Here is a 17,522-nt window from a genome sequence, read left to right on the forward strand (position 1 = left end):
GCTAACGCTATTCTTTTTCGAGCATTTCAGAAAAGTCGAGATTCTCTGAGGCCAGCACGAAGACAGTGGGGGGCAAGCTACTCGTCCGAGCCTGTAACGACTGGTAGTAGCTGGCAAAATCATCATCGGGCGCAGCCAGCCCCAAAAATACGATATCGGCAGAGGCCGAAGATTCTTGCAAAATATCATCAAAGGAACGATCCTCTGCCAGAATCACCTGAGACTTGGCGCCGATTCGCAGCCGGTCGGCTAGATTGTCAAGGTTGGCATGGGCTGCCTCGGCTGCCGCATCGTTGTGGACCACCAGCTTGACGCAAATTTCAGTATTCGAGCGCCAGCGTCGGCTGGTTCGCAGCAGGTAGGCCAGAATCAGCATCAGGCCGCCGTTGGACTGAAGACCGCCCCACCAGACATCAATTCGCTTTTTAGGGCTGCGCAAGCCAAAGAAGGGCAGTGCCCTTTCGTCGGGCTGTTCGGGTGGGTCGTCGCGGTAAATTACCACGTTGCGCTTAGCCTGGTGACATTTGGCAATAATGCTGCAATAGCGCTCGATGCTTTCGGGATCAGAGGTTTCGGTATCGCCCAGCAAGACCGTATTCGGGACCAGCGGGCCGATGCCGTAAGCTTCAACCAGCCGCTCCGCTCCGGCATAGGGGTTTTCGGCGGTAATCAGCTTAACAAAGGCGCGAATGCCGTGGCGTTTGAGATAGTCGCTGATCGTATCTTCCATCGCATCCTGCTGGGCAATGCTGCGAGAGCCGCTGGGCAAGACGCTGGCGATGGTAATCAGACCGCGATTGTGGCTGAGCGCCCGGGCCAGCTCAATCAGATGCCAGCGCTTCGTCGGCGCGCCCGAGAGCACCAGCAGATGTGGCCGCCAGTTCTTGGCATCGAGGCTCTCATCAATATTTAGCAGGCCGGTCTGCACCAGGGTCAGCCACATGCCCTGGCGAACGTCGCCCCAGGTGCTCTGAATCTCCTGGCGCTCTAGCCAGATATAGATACCCAGCACGATCACGGCGGCGGCGATGGTGGCTACGGCGTTGATGAAGAACATAATGCCGATGCAGGCTACTGCGCCCAGCACCGACAGCGACCAGTGCACCTTAAACGTGGGTCGGAAAGACGGACTTTGTAGGAAGCCCTCAATCCCAGCGGCGACATTCAGCACCATATAGGTGGTCAGGAAAAACATCGTCAGGACGGGCGCGATCGCGTTCAAGTCACCCACGCCCACCACGGCCAGGGCCAGCCCCAGCGTAAACAGGGTGCCCAGTCGCGGCTCATCCGTCGGGCCGTGACCGTTCCCCATCCAGCGCAGCCAGCGGGGCAGAATGCCGTCCCGGGCCAGGGCCTGTAGAACTCGTGGAGCGCCTAGAATGCTGCCGATGGCGCTGGATAGAGTCGCGCCCCACACGCCGAGTAAAACGGAGTCGCCCCAGAGCGCAATCCGCCGCATCACCAGCGGGTCGGCGATCAGCGCGTCGGGATTGTCCCGGGTGTAGTACACCAGGAAAAAGGGAATGACCATATAGATCACGTAGCCCACCCCGACGGCGGCCAGGGTACCTTTGGGAATTGACCGCACCGGATCCTTCAGATCGCCCGACATATTCACCCCGGCCATGATCCCGGTCACCGCCGGGAAAAATACCGCCAGCACCGGCCCAAACCCCAGCGGCTCCTCAGCTGGGGGAATATCGGTTGACGCTGGCACAACCTGATGGCCAAACACCAGGCAAATTAAGGACAGCGCGATTGCGGCCATAATCACGTACTGGGCCTTGATCGCAAAGTCGGCAGACATCAGCGCCAGCGCCGTGACCAGCACGGTGGTAATCAGCGCCACCAGCGTTAAATTCAGGCCCGGAAAAATGCGATTGACGCTTTCGGCAAAGCCGATGGTGTAGAGCGCTACCGACAGCGCCTGGGCGAAATACAGCGGAATGCCCACCGCGCCGCCGGTCTCGATTCCCAGCGAGCGGCTGATCATATAGTAGGCGCCACCGGCCCGCACCACCTGATCGGTGGCGATGGCGCTAATCGAAAGGCTGGTCAGCAGCGTAATCGCGGTCGAAATGGTGACGATTAGCATCGCCTGCCAGAGCCCGACGTTGCCTACAACCCAGCCAAACCGGAGGTACATAATCACCCCCAGAATGGTCAGAATTGACGGCGTAAAGACGCCTCCAAACGTTCCTAAGCCAACGGCTTCTTCGTTCTGCTGGACCACAGCTGCGGTTTTCTCAGATTGATTTGAGGCCATCGGCTTCGGAGAGGAAGGATTGTAAACAAATCAAGTGTAGACCGTTTGAGATCAGAAAGCTGTCTGCTGAGAGCCAAACCCGGCTGCCTTAAATCCGGCAAACTGTTTAGAGAACGGGCTACCCGCTAACCGGCTGCTTTGGCATTGGCCTTGTAGTTCGCCCAGCCGCCGTGGTCAGAAATGTCGGGCCAGCCCTGCTCGTCGATCAGCGCCTTGGGATAGAGAAACGCGATCGCGCTGCCCCCATCAGCCAGCTCCACCGCTTCGGGATACATGTGAGGCGGCTCATTCGCCTTGAGGTGCTCATACTGTGCCAGCGTCATCTCGTAGAGCTCGCCAGGAATCGCCACACCGCCTGCTTCGGCTTGATAGATGCCCGGATGCCAGCCGTCCTTGACTGAGTGCATCCGATACTTAGGCGCCGTCTTAGCCGAGCGCAAAAAGGTCGCAGCTTGGAGGTTGGCGTGGTCGGGCTGGCCCCGCAGGGCAGAGCCGCAGATAAAGACGGTCGTGGTATCTGCCATAGAAACTAAAAAAGAATACAGGATACAGAATAGACCCTTTAGACCGCTGCGGCACGCTTCTGACCGGCTTTGCGCCGATGAAAATTCGGCCAAAATGCAATTCTCTATACAGTTTCAACCCCGGTGACGGGCGATAAAGAATCATTCGCTGCTGCAACACCTGCACCGTTTGGGCCATCGCTGTCGTCCTGGAGCCGCGCTTATGCCAGAGTCCTCCACATCTATTAGCCCCGATGTTGGGCCAGATACCCGTTCGGATCTGAGCCCAGATATGCATCTGGAAGCCACTTCCTCGACCTCAGCGGCAGCCACTGCTGAGAAGGCTACCGGCGTTTCGCTGCGGGCCGTGACCAAGAAATACGGCCCTGTGGTCGCCGTTCAGGACATCAGCATCGATGTGGCAGCCGGCACCTACTGCTGCCTGCTGGGTCCAAGCGGCTGCGGTAAAACGACTACGCTGCGGATGATCGCCGGTCACGAAGAGATTACCTACGGCGATGTCTTTATCGGTGGTCGCCGGGTCAACGCCCTGCCGCCGGTGAAGCGAGATACAGCCATGGTGTTTCAGAGCTATGCCCTATTTCCCCATAAAACGGTCTGGGACAATGTCGATTTTGGCCTGAAGATGCAGCGGCTGGACCGGCAGGCCCGACGCCAGCGGGTGGGCGAAATTCTAGACATCGTCGGCCTCAGCGACTTTGCCCAGCGCAAGCCCGACAATCTCAGCGGCGGCCAGCAGCAGCGGGTGGCCCTAGCCCGGGCGCTGGTCACCCGGCCCCAGGTGCTGCTGCTCGACGAGCCCCTGAGCGCCCTGGATGAAACCCTGCGGGTGAGAACGCGGGGAGAGCTACGACGGCTGCAAAAGCAGTTTGGCCTCACCTTCATCCAGGTTACCCATGCCCAGGACGAGGCGTTTTCCCTATCGGACCAGATCGTCGTCATGGGCGATGGCCATGTCGATCAGGTGGGCACCCCACAGCGCATTTTCAACCGCCCGGCCTCGCGCTTTGTCGCTAATTTTATGGGCGATAACAATTTGTTCGAGGGCAACGTGACCCAGGTTGAGGCAGACGGAGAAGTCGCGATCGCGCAGCTAGAGGTGCCTCAGCTGGGGAAATTTACCTGTCAAGCTGAGGTCGCGCCCGACGTGGGTATGGAAGCCGCATTCTGCATCCGCGCCGACCGGATGCAGGTGACCCGGCGGGGAGAGCTGCCCGAGCAAACGACTAATCACCTCTCAGCCCGGATTACGGCCATTGAGTTTACCGGGTACATCACCCGGGTGGCGCTACTGGCTGAGGCGACCGGCCAGGAGCTGCTCTACAAAGCCCGCACCCAGGACTGGCTGGCCCGCGACCTGCAGGAGGGCCAGGTCGTCGAATTGTACTGGACGACGGAGGCCGCTAATTTTCTTTCACACTGATTTTCAATCACATTAGCGCTCAGGCTAGTGCCTGAAGGCCGCAAACAGCTTAATTTGAGCAAACGCAATTCAACGCAATTTTTTTAGAGGGTTTAGAGGAACAGAACTATGGCTAAAGTGACTCGCCGTAAAATGATTCAAACGGGGCTGGCCGCCGGGGCTTTTCTGACGGCGACCCGCTGCTCTTCTGCGCCAAAGGGCACACCCAACAATCCGGCTACCGGACCGGAAGTGAACACAAACCAGAGCAAAGAAGTCACCCTGCGGTTTATCGGCACCGGCGTTTCCCAAATTAACGAAATCCGCGATAAGGCCCAGGAAGATCTGGGCTTTAAGCTCGATATGCGGGCGCTGAGCACTGAAGAAAATAACCAGATTGCGATTACTCAGCCTGGCCAGTACGACATCTTCGACGGCGAATATTTCAGCCTGCCGCTGGTCGTCCCCTCTGGCAACCTCCAGGCGCTTGACATCAGCCGAATCAAGAATTGGGATAAAATTGTCCCCTTCTTTACCACCGGAAAATTCAAAGGAATGCCGGTCGAAAATTCTCAGGGGACGACACCCTTCACAGTGATGTACCTGACCGGGCCAGACTCGACCGAATTTTCGCCTACGCCTACGGACTACGCCACCCTGGTTCCCTTTCAGTACAACGCTGATACGCTGGGCTACCGGCCCGACCTGACCGGACGGCAAATTGAGAGCTGGTCGGCCCTGTTTGACGAAGAATTCAAAGGGAAAACCTCCATTCTGGATATTCCTCAAATCGGCATTATGGACGCCGCCATGGTGGCCGAAGCGGCGGGGCTGATGACCTTTGCCGATAAGGGCAACATGACCAAAAAGGAAATCGACCAGATTACCGAAATCCTCAAGGAGCAGAAGCGCAACGGTCAGTTCCGCGCCTTCTGGAAGACCTTTGACGAGTCGGTCAACCTGATGACCTCAGGCGAGGTGATCCTACAGTCGATGTGGTCGCCAGCGGTGACCGCCGTACGGGCTAAGGAAATTGAGTGCATCTATGCGCCGCTAAAGGAGGGCTATCGCGGCTGGGGCGGCGGCATTGGCCTGTCGCAAAACCTCGAAGGCATGGCCCTGGATGCCGCCTATGAATATATGAACTGGATGCTCGACGGCTGGGTGGGGTCATTCCTCGGACGCCAGGGCTACTACAGCGCGGTACCGGAGACAGCGAAGGAATATATGACGCCGGAAGAGTGGGCCTACTGGTACGAGGGCGAGCCCGCCGCCAGCGATATTGTCGATCCCTTTGGCAATACGCTGGAGAAAGCGGGGGCAGTCCGCGACGGCGGCTCCTTTGAGGAACGCTTCGGCAACATTGTGGTTTGGAACTCCACCATGGATGAAAACACCTACCTGGTGCAGAAGTGGAACGAGTTCATCGCCTCCTAATGCTCCCTTTATCCCCAAACTTGGGGGGTTCTAAGCCCTATGTCTAAACTCAAGGCTCTCCGCCCCTATTTCCTGGTCGCGCCGCAGACGATAGTCTTGCTAATTTTCCTGGTGCTGCCGATTGTGCTAATCGGGGTGGTGAGCTTTTGGGAATTCAACGGCTACTCAATGACGCCCGCCTTTACGCTGGACAACTACCGCGGCGTGCTGACCTCAAGCGTGACGCTGGATACCTATCTGAACACGTTTAAATATGTCGTCCTGGTCTGGGCGGTTTGCCTGGCGATGGCGTTCCCGGTCGCCTATTTCCTCTCTTTCTGCATTGATAACCCGCGCTTGCAGGTCATCCTCTTTCTAATTTGCACCATTCCCTTTTGGACTTCTAATATCATTCGGATGATTGCCTGGATTCCAGTACTGGGGCGAGAGGGACTGGTAAATCAGGCGCTGACCGGCCTGGGGCTGGTCGAAACGCCGGTGGCCTGGCTGCTCTACTCCGACTTTGCCGTAGTGGTGGGGCTGGTCTATCTGTATGCCTTTTTTATGATTGCGCCCATTTTCAACAGCCTGATGCGGATTGACCGTAGGCTGATCACGGCGGCTCAGGATATGGGGGCTTCTGGCTTTCAAATCCTCAAAGAGGTGATTCTGCCCCTGGCCGCGCCGGGCATTTCAATCGGCTCTATTTTTGTGGTCACGCTGGTGATGGGCGAATTCATTACCGTGCGGCTGATGGGCGGCGGCCAGTCGGCTTCGGTGGGTAAGCTGATCAATACCCAAATTGGCAGCCTGCAATATCCGCTGGCAGCGGCGAATGCGGTGGTGCTGCTGGCGGTGACGCTGCTGCTAGTGGTTCTGATTTTGCGTACGGTTGATGTCCGCAAGGAGATGTAGCAGCTCATGCTAAAGAAGCGCTCGCTCTCGTTTTATCTGCTGCTGATTTTCTTTTGCCTGTTTGTCCTATTTCTCTACGGACCGATTATTGCCATCGTTCTACTCTCGCTTCAGGGACCCGACGGCCAGCTAATGTTTCCAGTCCGCAGCTTTGGTGTTTACTGGCTGGGGCAGGTCTTTCAGGAGCAGCGGGTGGGCAATTTTGTCGAGCCGTTTAAGCGATCGCTGACCCTGGGGTTGCTGGTTACCGCGATCGCGATTGCCGTCAGCGTCCCCGCCGCGATGGCCTTTCGCAGCCGCTTTCGGGGCGCGTCAGTGATTTTATACCTGACCATTGCCAGCCTAATCGTCCCTAGCGTTCTGGTCTCCCTGGGCATTGGCATCCTCTTCCAGGTGATGGGCTGGCCGACCAACTGGTTTTCATCGGGGCTGGGGGCACACCTGACCTGGACGGTGCCGTTTGCCTTTTTGATTATGCTAGGCGTGTTCAACCGATTTGACCCAAGCTATGAAGAGGCGGCCCGAGACCTGGGGGCCAGCGGCGTGAAAACCTTTCAGGAGATTGTCCTACCGCTGATAGCCCCGAGCCTGATTGGGATCACGATTCTCGGCTTTACGCTCTCTTACGACGAATTTACCCGGACTTCGCTGGTCTCTGGTCAGGACAATACCCTGCCGCTGGAGGTCTTCGGCATGACGACCAACGTCACCTCGCCTGCCCTCTATGCCCTGGGCACGCTGACCACAATCTTTTCCTTCGCGATGATCGCAATCGCCTATAGTGGCTATCGCATCTATAGCCAGCGACAGCGAGGCGGATAGACGCGATCGCGGTTGGGGTGTTCGTGAAGCATCGCTGTAGGCGTCGGGAGTGTTCGCGCAGCGTAGGCGTTAGGAGTGATAGAGTGATGGAGTGGTGGGGTGATCGCGGCTTCTTGCAGGATAGAGGTGTCAGTGAGCAATCGCTTTTTTCAAACCTGGGTTGCGCTAGCGCTTGACGGTGGGCTGGCGGTTCTGCCTTTGCTAGCAGTCGCTCAGGAGCCTGCTCCGACTCATGTTGAAGCGACCGCTGACGGTACGGCTATCCAGCTGAGTTGGGAAGACGGAGACAGCTCGACCTATGACATCACCGACTGGAAGATCAGGCTCCTAGAAGCAACGGACTGCGCGACCCTGAGCCAGGTGCCGGAGAAAGTCTTTAGCGCCCGACGGATTGTGGGCACGCCAGTGGTGGACCAGGCAACCGGTCATATTGCGGTGCCGGTACTGCTCGACGAATGTGTGGAGACGCAGCAGTCAGCTGTCTTTATCGTCGCTCCGCAGGACGTCGGGACCTATGCCCTCTATCGGCTTCAGGTGCCGGGCGATCGCGCTTTTCCCGATGAGTTCTCCAGCTATCCCCTGGCCAGCCTTTCGGGCCTTCAGTATTGGGATGGAACGCTCCTCGTTCGCCAAAGCACCGCTTCTGGTGCCGAAGCCCTGCTAGCCTTTCGGCCCGGCCCAACCCCCGCCGGCGAGTTTGCCACCTGCGGCATCATCAATCCCCAAGAGGGCGCTTGCCGACTCTGTCCGTAAGTTTACATGTCTGGCCTATAGCTCACTTCGCCTTAGAAAATCACGGCTTCAGCGGTCACAACCCGGCGGAAACTGATCAGCCAAAACCCACACCCCGACGATTGCGAGTCCAAACCATCAGCTCTCCGGCGCTGCCCGCCACCGCCAGCTGGCCGGAGGGGTGCCAGCTGAGGCCAGAACTTCCTGCTGTCAGGCCCTTCAGCGTTTGGACATGACCGCCCTGCGGCCAGAGACAAACCAGGCCATCCAGACCCGCCGATGCCAGCAGCTGCGTCCGGGGTTGAAACGCGATCGCATTTACCGTACCTCGATGCTGCTGTAGCACCTGAGACCTCCACCCGCCGCCGGGCTGGGCCGTCCGCTCCCATACCGTAATGCCCTCAGCACAGGCCGCCGCAAGTAAGGGGGAACCAGACTTTGTGGGCGAATCTGACCAGCTGAGACAGCGCACTTTGCCCGGAAACCCCTGCATAAACCAGGGTGGCGGGCTGCCCCACTCCACCACGGTGAGCGTGCGGTCAAGATTGCCTGAGGCCAGATAGCGACCCTCAGCTGACCAAGCCGCATAGAGACTCGCCCCCGGCACCTGAATGAGCGTGGGCTCCGCTGCCCAGTCCGCCGCCGACCAGACCTTGACCCCGCCATGACCGCTGACCGCTAAACGCTCACCTTGAGGATGCCAGGCCAGATGCAGCCCGGAAGAAGCCTGAAAGTTGAGCTGCGCGACCAGGCGATCGGCGGCGGCATCCCACAGATAGCAATCTTTCCCGACGCTGTAGGCCAGCTGATTCTTAAGCGGATGCCAGGCCAGCCGATCGATCCAGATTCCGGGGTAAGACCGCTGGCGGATCTGAGGGAAATCTGGCGCATCCATGGCCCAGAGCGTGACCGTACCGGCCTGGCCAGCAGCGGCAAGCATTCGACTGTCGGCGGAAAAACCGATACCGCTAATGGCTTCAGCCTGGGCTGACGGCAACGTGAAGATCCAATTTTCTTCAGATAAGAAGCCGTCCGTACCCGCCTGCACGACCACCAGCTCACCCTGGGCCGAGGCAGCCGCTAGCCATTGACCATCGGCAGACCAAGCGAGGGCGCTGACATAGTCACTCAGCCGATGTTGCCACAGGAGCCGGAAGGATTCGGCGGACTGGCCTACGCCAGGCATGTGCGAAACCCGGCTCGCAGCTCGGCTTCGTCCAGATTGCGACCGATAAAGACCATTTCGCTGCGGCGCGGTTCAGTCGCTTTCCAGGCGCGATCGCGGCGTCCGTCAAAAATCATATGCACCCCTTGAAATACATAGCGCCTGTCGTCTCCGGCCAGGTTCAAGATTCCCTTCATCCGAAAGATATCCGGCCCTTTAGTTGCCAACAGCTGATTGACCCAGGCGCTGAGCTTGCCCTGATCCAGCGGCTGGTCTTCGGTAATCGCCAGGGAATAAACGGTCTCGTCATGCTCATGGGCATCTTCGCTGAGAAAGTCTGGATCGACTTCCAGAGCGCGGTCCAGGTCGAACGCCTGCACGCCTAGCACAGTCTCAATATCCAGAGCAGCGTTTTCAGTCCGATAGATTTTCACCATCGCGTTCATACTGCGGATGCGACGCTCCAGCTGATCTAGCTCGTCTGGCGAAACCAGGTCCATCTTGTTCAGCAAGATCACGTCGGCGAAGGCAATCTGCTCCTGTGCTTCATCGCTGTCCCAATGCTGCTGAATGTGCTTGGCATCCACAACAGTGACCACCGCATCCAAAGCCAGCTGCGACTGAATATCTTCGTCTACAAAGAAGGTCTGAATGACCGGAGCCGGATCGGCCAGGCCAGTGGTTTCGATCACCAGATGGTCAAACCGATCGCGGCGCTGCATGAGATTGCCGATGATCCGAATCAGGTCGCCCCGCACGGTGCAGCAAATACAGCCGTTGTTCATCTCAAAAATTTCTTCGTCCGTGTCGATAACGAGCTGATGATCGATTCCCACCTCCCCAAACTCGTTGACGATCACGGCCACCTTTTTACCATGCTCATGGGTCAGGATGCGGTTCAGCAGCGTGGTTTTACCCGCTCCCAGATATCCGGTCAAAACCGTCACAGGCACCGCCTGAGAAACCGATGTCGTCATAGTATTCGCGCCGCTTCAGGAACGTAGAACGCCTCTATTATCAAAGACCTCTAGCCGCCTAAAAAGTACATAGCGAACCTTATTTCTCGCGCGATCGCGGTTGTCAAACAGAGTCGGCAAGCAGCAAAAGCCGTCCGTTTATACCCGTCAACGGCTGATCGAGACGAGTCAATTTCATTCACTTCAGGCTCAATCGAGTCGAAGCAGGAGTTCATTCGGCTGAGCTGGCTGACCGTTCGCAGCTGTGGGGAGAGCGGCAGTTGAGGACTGGGGAGCGGCTGATAGACTTAGATTTACGCCTACAATAGCTGCGAGAGCGCCCATTCCCAACCCGGCAAAGAACGTCCAAACATGGGAAGGAGAAAGCGTACAGCGCAGGCGGCGATTGCGATCGTAGATATGGACTACCCAGGCTTCGTCTAGGGGGGCGTCAAGTTTTAGGCCGTTCATAGAAATCTCTTGTTCTCGGTACAACATAAAGTTTGAGAGGGCTACGCGCAGTCGGCTTTAAAGATACCCCTCCAGAGAGGGCCAACTGCTGTCAAACAAAGCACACAGGCTTTAAAAAGTTTGTTGGAGAAGCGGGAATCGACATCTTTTAATCGACTAGTTAAAATCTATCTCGTAAAATCTCAAAACCAACAGAAAACCTTGCTAATTTGGAATCAATTATTAAATCCGATACATAAGGAAAACTTTTGTGTAGAGTTTTACTTATAAAGCCAGGCAATCAATGACTTGCTTAGCGTTTTGTCAATGGGTTATTGAAACCCTCTCTAGGGCAGAAAATTACGCTGCCTCGGTCATCGGCACGAACTACAGCACAATGATTGACTTCCGCCAATACTGTTGCAATGACGATAAGTAGTCAATCAAAATTAATTACATGCTTTTTGCAGAGCAGAGTCTGATGTCATGCCGTATAGCCCAAGGGGCATGAACCCGCGGAGCGACGCTGAAAGCGTAACTGGTCGAGGTATCTCACCCAGAAGCATCAGCGTTCGAGAGATTCCACCCTGCGGGAAGCCGCAAGCGTCTACGCTCTACTCGGAATGACAAGTTCTTTTATGTAAATTTCAATGCTCAGGTACTTAAGCGGTGCCTAGACAGGAAGGTTGAAAGATTGACGAGCGTTGATTGCTGAGGAGCAGGTTACCAAATCTGTAACCCACAGTCTGCGGTATAACCCGCTTGTCATACTGGCTTCAACTTGTGAAGCTGAGGAGGCGACCGGTGCTCAAAGACGCTCGGGACCACCAGATTGTATTTTTAACGCTGTTTCTACTGCTCGGCGTGGCGATGCGCGACTGGTCGCTGCGGCCAGAAATGGTTGGCGTAGCGGTCGGGGTGAGTCTGGCCGTGCAGGCTGGCTTTTCCTGGGCGACTCATGACTGGTCAGGACGAAAGTCATCAAACTGTCCTGATAGACAAGACTTCTCTAACCCAAATCACAATCCCCAAATCACAAATCACAAATTCACCCTAAACTGGCGCAGCCCTCTGATTACCGCCCTTGGCCTTAGCCTGCTACTGCGTACCGATCACCTCTGGACGATGGCCCTTGCCGCCGGTTTAGCGATCGCCAGCAAGTTTCTATTTAAGGCTAATCATAAGCATTTTTTTAATCCGGCTAACTTCGGCATCATCGCCGTCCTCACCCTCACTCAGGATGCGTGGGTTTCACCGGGACAGTGGGGAGAAGAGATCTGGTATGCGCTGATTTTCCTGGGAGCCGGTGGGATTGTACTCAGGCGGGTGGGGCGCTGGGATACGACCGGCATGTTCTTGGGCAGCTATGCGCTGCTAGAGGCGCTGCGCAATCTCTACCTGGGCTGGAGCTGGGACGTGTGGGCACATCGCCTGTCCAGCGGCTCGCTGCTGCTGTTTGCTCTGTTTATGGTCACCGACCCCCGCTCGATTCCCAACGCGCGACCGGCAAGGCTGATCTGGGCAGGCGCGATCGCGCTCCTCACCTTCATCCTGCGCAACCAGTTTTATCTGTCTACCGCTGTGTTTTGGGCCTTATTCGCGATCGCCCCCCTTACCCTAGTCCTGGACAAAATCTGGGCAGCCCCACGGTTTGAATGGCGAAAGCGCTTCTCGTTTGAGCCCAATACATTGCCCCAAGCATAAATCTTTTCTTAGAAAGCAATTTGTCGCAAATGATGAATCACTCCGTTTCTGACCATTTAAAGCTCAAATTTTTTCCCTTCCTGGGTCTATTGCTCTTCTGTCTAGTCTCCTTCGCGATGCCCGCCTGGGCCTTCTGCGGCTTCTATGTCGCCAAAGCCGACACCAGCCTCTACAATCGGGCTTCTCAGGTAGCAATTGCTCGGGATGGCGATCGCACCGTGCTCACCATGGCTAACGACTATCAGGGTGAGGTGGCTGACTTTGCCATGGTGGTACCCGTGCCGGTCGTCCTGCAAGAAGACCAGGTCAAAGTGGCTGACCCTACGATTCTCGACCGACTCGACGCCTTTAGCGCCCCCCGCTTGGTGGAATATTTTGACGAAAACCCCTGCGCGCCGCGCCCCTATCCAGAAATGTTTCGATTGGAGTCGGAGGCACCGGTAGCAGCCGATGGGGGAACGTCTGCAAGCAATCAGGCACTAGGCGTCACCGTCGAATCTAGCTTTTCGGTGGGTGAATACGACATTCTGATTCTCAGCGCCCGAGAATCGGACGGCCTGCAAACCTGGCTGCGGGAAAACGACTACCGCATTCCAGATGGCGCCAGCAGTTTGCTACAGCCCTACATTCGCCAGGGAATGAAGTTTTTCGTCGCCAAGGTCAATTTGCAAGAATTTGACCAGCAGGGCTTTCAAAGCCTGCGCCCGTTGCAGATGAGCTATGAGTCGCCGCGCTTTATGCTGCCGATTCGGCTGGGGATGATAAATGCCGAGTCAGAGCAGGATCTGGTCGTGTATCTTTTATCGCGCAACGGCAGAACCGAGCTGACCAACTATCGCGCCGTGCCGATTCCCTCCGATGCTAACATTCCGCTCTTTGTCAAAGACGAGTTCAACGACTTTTATACGGATATGTTTCAGCGCAGCTATGAGCGGGAAGGCAAGAACGTCGCCTTTCTGGAATATGCCTGGAATATGGGCAACTGCGACCCCTGCTCGGCAGACCCGCTGACGCCTGAGGAGCTCAGCCAGGCCGGGGTATTCTGGACACGGCCTGGGGAATGGCCCAGCGTTTTCATTTCCCGGCTCCACGTTCGCTACACCCGCAACAAGTTTCCCGAAGACCTGATGTTTCAGGAAACGAGCAACCAGCAGCAGTTCCAGGGTCGCTACGTGCTGACCCATGCCTATCTGGGACCTACCAGCTGCCCCGCTGGCGAAGCCTATCGCCGTCAGCTGCCCCAGCGCTTTGAGCAAGAGGCCCAGTCCCTGGCTCGCCTGACTGGCTGGAATATCAATGATATCCGTCGCCAGCTGCCCCAGATAGATTCCGTCCGAACTGAGCAGCCCCGGTTTGAAGCGGAGGCTACGGACTCCTGGTGGCAGTCCCTGTGGTCATTGCTAAGCCTTTAATCTGACAGGCTTTGCTAGGACACATTAATTTCTTTAGCTTAACTGAAATCCGCAATCTATATAAATTTATTATGAATTAATTTTAGAATTGACATTTTACAGCAAATGGAATCTCGACCACCATAGGGACAGACATGAGTACATGTTGATTTCGCATTGGTGATAGAGTCCTTATGGTTGCACTTGTTGATTCGCAACAGTCTTTGCGTCCCCAAAGACGCCTAACCCTCCAAACGGCCGAGATTGCCCCGGATAGCTTTGCGATTCGCTGCTTAGACTGGGATCGCGATCGCTTTGATATTGAATTTGACCTACAGAATGGGACCACTTACAACTCATTTCTGATTCGCGGTGACCAGCTGGCCCTGATTGACACCTCGCACCGCAAGTTTCGCGAACTCTACCTGGATTATCTGTTTCAGCAGGTTGACCCGGCTGAGCTCAGCTACCTGATTGTGAACCACACCGAGCCCGACCACAGCGGCCTGGTGGAAGAGATTCTGGACTGGGCTCCCCACATCACGGTGGTCGGTTCCAAGGTGGCCATCCAGTTTCTAGAGAATATGGTGCATCGGCCCTTTACCTCAATGGTCGTCAAGAGCGGGCATCAGCTGGATTTGGGCCGGGGGCACGAGCTGGAGTTTGTCTCTGCGCCCAACCTGCACTGGCCAGACACTATCTTTACCTACGATGCGGGAACGAACGTGCTTTACACCTGCGATGTGTTTGGCATGCACTATTGCAATGACTTTTTGTATGACGAAGTTCCCGATCTGATGGAGGCCGACTTCCAGTATTACTATGACTGCCTGATGGGTCCCAATGCCCGCTCTGTGCTGATGGCGCTGAAGCGGATCGATAAATTTTCAGTAGATCTAATTGCCACCGGCCACGGACCGCTGCTGCAGCACCACCGGGCGGACTGGGTAGAGCGATATCGCGACTGGAGTCAAAACCAGACCCAGTCCGAGACCTTTGTGGCGCTGTTTTATAGGGATGAATATGGCTATAGCGATCGCATTGTGCGGGCGATCGCCGACGGCATTGCCAAAACCGGGGTCGCGGTTGAGCTGGTGGATTTGACAGTGGCCGATTCCCACGAAGTGCGAGAGCTGGTTAAGTATGCGGCGGGCCTGGTGATCGGGATGCCGCCCCAGACCGATCAGATCGCAGCCGCTCATCCCGGCTTGAGTACGATTTTGGCGACGGCGACGAGCCGTCAGGCGATTGGCCTATTTGAAACGGGTGGAGGGCAGGATGAGCCGATTTACCCGCTGCGCAATCAGTTTCGAGAAATCGGGCTGACGGAGGCATTTCCGCCAATTTTGATCAAGACCGCTCCGAATGAAGCCACCGATCAGCTCTGTGACGAAGCGGGAACGGATCTAGGGCAGTGGCTGATTCAAAATCAAATGAAGAAACCGGGCAAGTCGCTGGATTCCGATTTGGACCGGGCCTTGGGCCGCATCAGCAACGGGCTGTATATCGTCACGGCGAAAAAGAACGACGTATCGAGCGCGATGCTAGCCTCCTGGGTGATTCAGGCCAGCCTGAATCCTTTGGGGGTTGCGATCGCGGTTTCCAAAGATCGCGCCATTGAATCACTGCTGCATGTCGGCGACTGCTTTGTGCTGAACGTCTTAGAAGAAGCGCGCTATCAGCCCCTGATGCGGCATTTCCTCAAGCGCTTTCCGCCGGGGGCCGACCGCTTTGCTGGCGTTGAAACCTACACTGCCTTCAACGGGTCTCCGATCCTGGCCGAGTCCCTGGCTTATATGGAATGCGAAGTCACCAGTCGGCTGGACTGTAGCGATCATTGGATTGTCTACGGCACCGTTCAAACGGGCCGAGTCGCCAAACGCGACGGTCTAACGGCAGTTCACCACCGTAAAGCAGGCAATCACTACTAAAGCTGGATTTTAACAATCTGGTTGTTCATTTGCTTGGAGAAAATTCCTATGGCCAGTAATTTATTACATTCCCCCCAGCCCGTATCGACCCCGCCTCGCCCCCGCGACGTGCAGATTGTCGAGGTCGGGCCGCAGACAACCGTAATGCGATCGCGGATGTGGGAAAGGCTGAAGTTTGAAGTGGAATATGGCCGCCGCCGGGGAACAACCGCCAATTCCTACCTGGTCTGCGGCGATCGCGTCGCGCTCATCGATCCCCCCGGCGAATCATTCACGAAAATTTTTCTAGAAGAACTCCAGCCCTATCTAGAGCAGACCCGGCCCGACACCATCATCCTCGGCCATGTCAACCCCAACCGGATGGCGACCCTGGCCGTTTTAATGGAGCGGCTGCCCGAGGTCACAATAGTCTGCTCACGCCCCGCCGCCCAGGCCCTCAAAACCACCTTTCCCGACTGGGAAAGCCGCATCCAGCCAGTTTGCCCGCCCCAGACCAGTTTGGATTTGGGCCAGGGCCATCACCTACAGCTGTTTACCGTTCCGACACCGCGCTGGCCCGACGGGCTCTGCACCTACGACCCGGCGACCCAAACGCTGTTTAGCGACAAACTCTTCGGGGCTCACGTCTGCGGCGATCAGGTGTTTGACCAGAACTGGCGGCAGCTGGAGGTCGATCGGCGCTATTACTTTGACTGTCTTCACGCCGCCCAGGCGAAGCAGGTGGCAGCGGCCCTAGAGCAAATTGCGCCGCTCTCGGTTCAATGCTTTGCCCCGGGTCACGGACCGCTGGTGCGCTACAGCCTCAGCCGCCTGCATCATGACTATCGGCAGTGGTGTCAGCAGCAGGCTCAGCAAACCCTACGGGTGGCCCTGCTCTACGCCTCGGCCTATGGCAATACTGCTATCCTGGCAGACGCGATCGCGCAGGGCTTGATGCAGTCGGAGGTCGCGGTTGAATCGATTAACTGCGAGCTAGCTGACCCAACTGAGCTGGCTCAGTCGATTGCGGCCAGCGACGGCTTTATCATCGGTTCACCGACCCTGGCAGGCCATGCCCCGGTGCAGGTGCAAACGGCTTTGGGTATCGTGCTCGCTTCTTCGGTTAAAACTAAGCTGGCTGGCGTCTTTGGCTCCTACGGCTGGAGTGGCGAAGCCATTGACTGGATCGAAGGCAAACTGCGAGACAGCAGCTTTCGCTTGGGGTTTGAGACGATTCGCGTTCGCTTTAGCCCAGACCAGCCGACCCTCGAAGCCTGTCAGCAGGCGGGTGCTGAGTTTGCGCAGCAGCTGAGAAAGCAGAAGAAACAGCGCACCCCGCGTCAGGCGGTGACCGAGACCCAGACCGACCGTACCGAGCAGGCCGTCGGTCGGGTGGTCGGCTCAATTTGCGTCGTCACCACCCGGCAGGGCGATAGCCACAGCGGTATGCTGACCGCCTGGGTCTCGCAAGCGACCTTTGACCCGCCGGGACTGATGCTCGCGATCGCGGCGGAGCACTATGCAGAGAGCCTGATTCAGCCCGGTGCTCAGTTTGTCGTGAATATCCTAAAGGAGGGCCGGACGGTACGGCGGCATTTCTCCTATCAGCCCAGGCCAGGCGATGATCCCTTTAGCCAGGTCGCCCATCGCACTGCCGCAAATGGCTGTCTGATGCTAGAAGATGCCCTCGCCTATTTGGAATGCACGGTCCAAAGCTGGATTCGCTGTGGCGATCACTGGCTCGTTTATGCCGCGGTCAATCAGGGGGATTTGCTGGAAACCAGCGGCGTCACCGCGATTCAGCATCGTAAATCTGGTAGCCAATACTGAGCAAAAGAATTTCTTTTTGAGCCAATCTGTCAACTTGTT

At 56.8% G+C, this 17,522-nt stretch carries 14 protein-coding genes; 9 read left to right on the forward strand and 5 right to left on the reverse strand.

Annotated features, from left to right (window positions below):
* Nucleotides 1-7: 7 nt before the first annotated feature.
* Both IQ241_RS06755 and IQ241_RS06760 read right to left on the reverse strand, forming a co-directional pair.
* A complete protein-coding gene (locus IQ241_RS06755; protein ID WP_193905657.1) occupies nucleotides 8-2,266 on the reverse strand; it encodes an APC family permease in 2,259 nt (752 codons plus the stop codon).
* A 125-nt stretch (nucleotides 2,267-2,391) separates the two neighbouring features.
* Nucleotides 2,392-2,790 carry an allophanate hydrolase-related protein gene (locus IQ241_RS06760; RefSeq protein ID WP_193905658.1) on the reverse strand — a complete coding sequence of 133 codons (399 nt, stop codon included), beginning with the start codon at nucleotides 2,788-2,790 and terminating at the stop codon, nucleotides 2,392-2,394.
* A gap of 202 nt (nucleotides 2,791-2,992) precedes the next feature.
* Here IQ241_RS06760 and IQ241_RS06765 point away from each other — a divergent pair, with 202 nt between their 5' ends.
* From IQ241_RS06765 to IQ241_RS06785, 5 genes are all read left to right on the forward strand, one after another.
* Nucleotides 2,993-4,213: an ABC transporter ATP-binding protein gene (locus IQ241_RS06765; protein WP_228021449.1), complete on the forward strand. Its 1,221-nt coding sequence runs from the start codon at nucleotides 2,993-2,995 to the stop codon at nucleotides 4,211-4,213.
* A gap of 108 nt (nucleotides 4,214-4,321) precedes the next feature.
* Nucleotides 4,322-5,629 (forward strand): ABC transporter substrate-binding protein, encoded by a 1,308-nt coding sequence (locus tag IQ241_RS06770; protein WP_193905659.1) that lies wholly within the window; start codon nucleotides 4,322-4,324, stop codon nucleotides 5,627-5,629.
* Nucleotides 5,630-5,668: 39 nt separating this feature from the next.
* Nucleotides 5,669-6,523: an ABC transporter permease gene (locus tag IQ241_RS06775; RefSeq protein ID WP_193905660.1), complete on the forward strand. Its 855-nt coding sequence runs from the start codon at nucleotides 5,669-5,671 to the stop codon at nucleotides 6,521-6,523.
* A 6-nt stretch (nucleotides 6,524-6,529) separates the two neighbouring features.
* Nucleotides 6,530-7,345, forward strand: coding sequence for an ABC transporter permease (locus tag IQ241_RS06780; RefSeq protein WP_193905661.1), 816 nt, complete (start codon nucleotides 6,530-6,532; stop codon nucleotides 7,343-7,345).
* 132 nt (nucleotides 7,346-7,477) lie between these two features.
* On the forward strand, nucleotides 7,478-8,098 hold the full coding sequence (locus IQ241_RS06785; RefSeq protein WP_193905662.1) for a hypothetical protein: 621 nt from the start codon (nucleotides 7,478-7,480) through the stop codon (nucleotides 8,096-8,098).
* Nucleotides 8,099-8,174: 76 nt separating this feature from the next.
* Here the strand turns inward: IQ241_RS06785 and IQ241_RS06790 are convergent, their stop codons facing one another.
* From IQ241_RS06790 to IQ241_RS06800, 3 genes are all read right to left on the reverse strand, one after another.
* Nucleotides 8,175-9,263 (reverse strand): WD40 repeat domain-containing protein, encoded by a 1,089-nt coding sequence (locus tag IQ241_RS06790; protein WP_193905663.1) that lies wholly within the window; start codon nucleotides 9,261-9,263, stop codon nucleotides 8,175-8,177.
* The gene (locus tag IQ241_RS06795) at nucleotides 9,251-10,219 is read right to left on the reverse strand and encodes a CobW family GTP-binding protein (RefSeq protein ID WP_193905664.1); all 969 of its coding nucleotides are present in this window, start codon (nucleotides 10,217-10,219) and stop codon (nucleotides 9,251-9,253) included. Before IQ241_RS06795 ends, IQ241_RS06790 begins: the two co-directional genes overlap by 13 nt.
* 189 nt (nucleotides 10,220-10,408) lie before the next feature.
* Nucleotides 10,409-10,669, reverse strand: a complete 261-nt coding sequence (locus tag IQ241_RS06800) for a hypothetical protein (protein ID WP_193905665.1) — start codon at nucleotides 10,667-10,669, stop codon at nucleotides 10,409-10,411.
* A 783-nt stretch (nucleotides 10,670-11,452) separates the two neighbouring features.
* Here IQ241_RS06800 and IQ241_RS06805 point away from each other — a divergent pair.
* The 4 genes from IQ241_RS06805 to IQ241_RS06820 all read left to right on the forward strand — a co-directional run bounded on the left by IQ241_RS06805 (nucleotide 11,453) and on the right by IQ241_RS06820 (nucleotide 17,483).
* The gene (locus IQ241_RS06805; RefSeq protein ID WP_322743595.1) at nucleotides 11,453-12,352 is read left to right on the forward strand and encodes an RnfABCDGE type electron transport complex subunit D; all 900 of its coding nucleotides are present in this window, start codon (nucleotides 11,453-11,455) and stop codon (nucleotides 12,350-12,352) included.
* 116 nt (nucleotides 12,353-12,468) lie between these two features.
* On the forward strand, nucleotides 12,469-13,764 hold the full coding sequence (locus IQ241_RS06810) for a DUF2330 domain-containing protein (RefSeq protein ID WP_228021450.1): 1,296 nt from the start codon (nucleotides 12,469-12,471) through the stop codon (nucleotides 13,762-13,764).
* A gap of 173 nt (nucleotides 13,765-13,937) precedes the next feature.
* Complete coding sequence (locus IQ241_RS06815) at nucleotides 13,938-15,674, forward strand: diflavin flavoprotein (RefSeq protein ID WP_193905667.1); 1,737 nt, start codon at nucleotides 13,938-13,940, stop codon at nucleotides 15,672-15,674.
* 48 nt (nucleotides 15,675-15,722) lie between these two features.
* The gene (locus IQ241_RS06820; protein ID WP_193905668.1) at nucleotides 15,723-17,483 is read left to right on the forward strand and encodes a diflavin flavoprotein; all 1,761 of its coding nucleotides are present in this window, start codon (nucleotides 15,723-15,725) and stop codon (nucleotides 17,481-17,483) included.
* The last annotated feature ends 39 nt before the right edge of the window (nucleotides 17,484-17,522 follow it).

Source organism: Vasconcelosia minhoensis LEGE 07310, assembly GCF_015207255.1.
Taxonomy (GTDB): Bacteria; Cyanobacteriota; Cyanobacteriia; order Phormidesmidales; family Phormidesmidaceae; genus Vasconcelosia; species Vasconcelosia minhoensis.

Excerpts from the sequence above, each read along its gene's own strand:
- IQ241_RS06795 (WP_193905664.1), bottom strand. The coding sequence starts at position 10,219 with ATGACGACATCGGTTTCTCAGGCGGTGCCTGTGACGGTTTTGACCGGA.
- IQ241_RS06770 (WP_193905659.1), top strand. The coding sequence starts at position 4,322 with ATGGCTAAAGTGACTCGCCGTAAAATGATTCAAACGGGGCTGGCCGCC.
- IQ241_RS06780 (WP_193905661.1), top strand. The coding sequence starts at position 6,530 with ATGCTAAAGAAGCGCTCGCTCTCGTTTTATCTGCTGCTGATTTTCTTT.
- IQ241_RS06765 (WP_228021449.1), top strand. The coding sequence starts at position 2,993 with ATGCCAGAGTCCTCCACATCTATTAGCCCCGATGTTGGGCCAGATACC.
- IQ241_RS06790 (WP_193905663.1), bottom strand. The coding sequence starts at position 9,263 with ATGCCTGGCGTAGGCCAGTCCGCCGAATCCTTCCGGCTCCTGTGGCAA.
- IQ241_RS06815 (WP_193905667.1), top strand. The coding sequence starts at position 13,938 with ATGGTTGCACTTGTTGATTCGCAACAGTCTTTGCGTCCCCAAAGACGC.
- IQ241_RS06755 (WP_193905657.1), bottom strand. The coding sequence starts at position 2,266 with ATGGCCTCAAATCAATCTGAGAAAACCGCAGCTGTGGTCCAGCAGAAC.
- IQ241_RS06810 (WP_228021450.1), top strand. The coding sequence starts at position 12,469 with ATGCCCGCCTGGGCCTTCTGCGGCTTCTATGTCGCCAAAGCCGACACC.
- IQ241_RS06775 (WP_193905660.1), top strand. The coding sequence starts at position 5,669 with ATGTCTAAACTCAAGGCTCTCCGCCCCTATTTCCTGGTCGCGCCGCAG.
- IQ241_RS06820 (WP_193905668.1), top strand. The coding sequence starts at position 15,723 with ATGGCCAGTAATTTATTACATTCCCCCCAGCCCGTATCGACCCCGCCT.
- IQ241_RS06800 (WP_193905665.1), bottom strand. The coding sequence starts at position 10,669 with ATGAACGGCCTAAAACTTGACGCCCCCCTAGACGAAGCCTGGGTAGTC.
- IQ241_RS06760 (WP_193905658.1), bottom strand. The coding sequence starts at position 2,790 with ATGGCAGATACCACGACCGTCTTTATCTGCGGCTCTGCCCTGCGGGGC.